Origin of the sequence: Streptomyces tricolor, from assembly GCF_002155905.1 — a bacterium.
GTDB lineage: Bacteria > Actinomycetota > Actinomycetes > Streptomycetales > Streptomycetaceae > Streptomyces > Streptomyces tricolor.
Map to the genome: position 1 here is coordinate 1 of NZ_MUMF01000454.1, position 3,040 is coordinate 3,040.

General features: G+C 68.4%; 3 protein-coding genes. 1 reads left to right on the forward strand and 2 read right to left on the reverse strand.

The window, feature by feature from the left end:
• Together CCN44_RS29480 and ctaC are read right to left on the reverse strand one after the other, a co-directional pair.
• Window positions 1-1,096, reverse strand: a 1,096-nt coding sequence (locus CCN44_RS29480; RefSeq protein ID WP_208639864.1) for a cytochrome c oxidase subunit I, incomplete at its 3' end; no start/stop codon positions are given.
• Window positions 1,093-2,052, reverse strand: coding sequence for an aa3-type cytochrome oxidase subunit II (gene ctaC / locus CCN44_RS29485; RefSeq protein WP_059248892.1), 960 nt, complete (start codon window positions 2,050-2,052; stop codon window positions 1,093-1,095). The genes ctaC and CCN44_RS29480, both read right to left, overlap by 4 nt.
• 258 nt (window positions 2,053-2,310) lie before the next feature.
• On the opposite strand from ctaC, the gene CCN44_RS29490 reads away from it, so the two are divergent.
• Window positions 2,311-3,040 (forward strand): cysteine desulfurase family protein (locus tag CCN44_RS29490; RefSeq protein ID WP_143650042.1); only part of this gene is annotated, 730 nt, incomplete at its 3' end.

Sequence of the window (3,040 nt, forward strand, 5' to 3'; positions counted from 1 at the left end):
CCCAGAGCATCGGCGTCTCGAAGGACAGCGAGCCCTTCCACATCGTGCCGATCCAGTTGAAGAACTTCACACCGGTCGGGACGGCGATCAGGAAGGTCATGAAGGAGAAGAACGGCAGCAGCACACCGCCGGTGACGTACATGTGGTGGGCCCACACGGTCACGGACAGACCGGCGATCGCCACGGTCGCGGCCACCAGACCCATGTAGCCGAACATCGGCTTGCGGGAGAAGACCGGGACGACCTCGGAGATGATGCCGAAGAACGGCAGGGCGATGATGTACACCTCAGGGTGGCCGAAGAACCAGAAGAGGTGCTGCCACAGCAGTGCGCCGCCGTTGGCCGGGTCGAAGACGTGGGCGCCGAACTTGCGGTCCGCCTCCAGCGCGAAGAGCGCGGCGGCCAGGACCGGGAAGGCCAGCAGGACCAGGACACCGGTCAGCAGGACGTTCCACACGAAGATCGGCATGCGGAACATGGTCATGCCGGGGGCACGCATGCAGATGATCGTGGTGATGAAGTTGACCGAGCCGAGGATGGTGCCGAAGCCGGAGAAGGCCAGGCCCATGATCCACATGTCGGCGCCGATGCCCGGGCTGCGGACCGCGTCCGACAGCGGGGCGTAGGCGAACCAGCCGAAGTCGGCCGCGCCGTCCGGCGTGAGGAAGCCGCCCACCGCGATGAGCGAGCCGAACAGGTACAGCCAGTAGGCGAACATGTTCAGCCGCGGGAACGCGACGTCGGGCGCGCCGATCTGCAGCGGCATGATCCAGTTCGCGAAACCGGCGAACAGCGGCGTCGCGAACATCAGCAGCATCACGGTGCCGTGCATCGTGAACGCCTGGTTGAACTGCTCGTTCGACATGATCTGCAGGCCCGGCCGGGCCAGCTCGGCGCGCATGACCAGCGCCATCACGCCGCCGATCAGGAAGAACGCGAACGACGTCACCAGATACAGCGTGCCGATCGTCTTGTGGTCGGTGGTCGTCAGCCACTTCACCACGAGATTGCCGGGCTGCTTGCGCTTCGCCGGCAGTTCGTCCGCGTACGAGCCTTCAGCTGCCGCGGCACCCTGGGGTTCGTTGAGGATGCTCACAGGATGTTCGACTCCCGGTTCTTCTCGTGGGGCGTCTGCTCGATGCCCGCGGGAATGTAACCGGTCTGCCCCTTCTTGACGAGGTCCTTGAGGTGCTGCTCATAGCGCTCCGGCGAGACGACCTTCACGTTGAACAGCATCCGGGCGTGGTCGACGCCGCACAGCTCGGCGCACTTGCCGAGGAAGGTGCCCTCCTTGTTGGGGGTCACCTGGAAGGCGTTGGGGTGGCCCGGGATGACGTCCTGCTTCATCAGGAACGGCACCACCCAGAAGGAGTGGATGACGTCACGAGAGGTGAGGACGAAGCGGACCGTCTTGCCCTTGGGGAGCCAGAGCGTCGGACCGGGGTTGCCCGTCTGCGGGTTCCGCGTGCCGGGCGTACCGACGTCGTAGACACCGCCGGCGTTCGCCGGGAAGTCCTTCTTGTACCGGTCCGGAACAGCGTCCAGGTTCTTGTCGGTCTTGGCATCACCGGTGGAACCGGGGACGTTCTCGATGTAGTTGAAGCCCCAGCTCCACTGGAAGCCGACCACGTTGACCGTGACGTCGGGCTTCTTGGACATGTCGAGGAGCTTCGACTCGTCCCGTGCCGTGAAGTAGAAGAGCACCGAGATGATGATGATCGGGACCACCGTGTACAGGGCCTCGATCGGCATGTTGTACCGAGTCTGCGGAGGAACCTCGACCTTGGTGCGGCTGCGCCGGTGGAAGAAAGCACTCCACAGGATCAGGCCCCACACCAGCACGCCGACGGCGAGCGCGGCAGCCCAGGAGCCCTGCCACAGGGAGAGGATCCGCGGAGCCTCTTCCGTGGTCGGGGTGGGCATGCCAAGGCGGGGGAAGTCCTTGTATGTGCAACCGGTTGCGGTCGCCAGGACCAGGCCCGCGGTCAGTGCCTGCAGCAGCTTCCGCCGCATCGGGCGCCGCGGCGAGCGGTCGGAGCCGTTGGGACTCACGTAGCGCCTTCCCGAGAGTCTCGCCCGCGCGGTCGGCTGCGGCCTTCTCGCTGGTCGGTCGCCGCCCTGCGTCGGGCAGGGGTTTGGATGTTTATGCGGACCAAACCCTAGCCCACCCTCTCCGAGGGTTCGCGGGGAGGGGTGCCTACTAACTCGGGTGGTTCGCTGAATTGGCGGCTGCGGGTGCGTCGTGGCTGGTCGCGCAGCCCCTCGCGCCCCCTCCGGGCACTGCCCTGACCGGCGGTCTAGCGTTGCCGTATGGCCTACTTCGATGCTGCTTCCGCCACCCCCCTCCATCCCGTGGCCCGTCAGGCCCTGTTGGCCTCTTTGGATGAGGGGTGGGCCGACCCCGCCCGGCTGTACCGGGAGGGACGCAAGGCGCGGATGCTGCTCGACGCCTCGCGGGAGGCGGCGGCGGAGGCGGTCGGCTGCCGGCCGGACGAGGTGGTGTTCACGCCGTCCGGCACCCGGGCCGTGCACAGCGGGATCGCGGGGGCGCTGGCCGGGCGGCGGCGGGTCGGACGCCACCTGATCGTGTCATCCGTCGAACACTCCTCCGTCCTCCATTCGGCGGAGGTGTGCGAGGCGGACGGCGGGAGCGTCACCCGGGTGGCCGTCAGCCGGACGGGAGCCGTCGACCCTTCGGGGTACGCGGAGGCGCTCCGGGCGGACACCGCGCTGGCCTGCCTGCAGTCGGCCAACCACGAGGTGGGGACCGTGCAGCCGGTGGCCGAGGTGGCCGAGGTGTGCCGGGCGGCCGGGGTGCCGCTGCTGGTGGACGCGGCGCAGTCGCTGGGCTGGGGACCGGTCGGGGGCGACTGGTCGCTGCTGACGGCCAGCGCCCACAAGTGGGGCGGGCCGTCGGGGGTCGGGCTGCTCGTCGTCCGCCAGGGGGTGCGGTTCGCCGCGCAAGGGCCGGTGGACGAGCGCGAGGCGAGCCGAGCGCCCGGGTTCGAGAACATCCCGGCGATCGTGGCGGCCGTGGCCT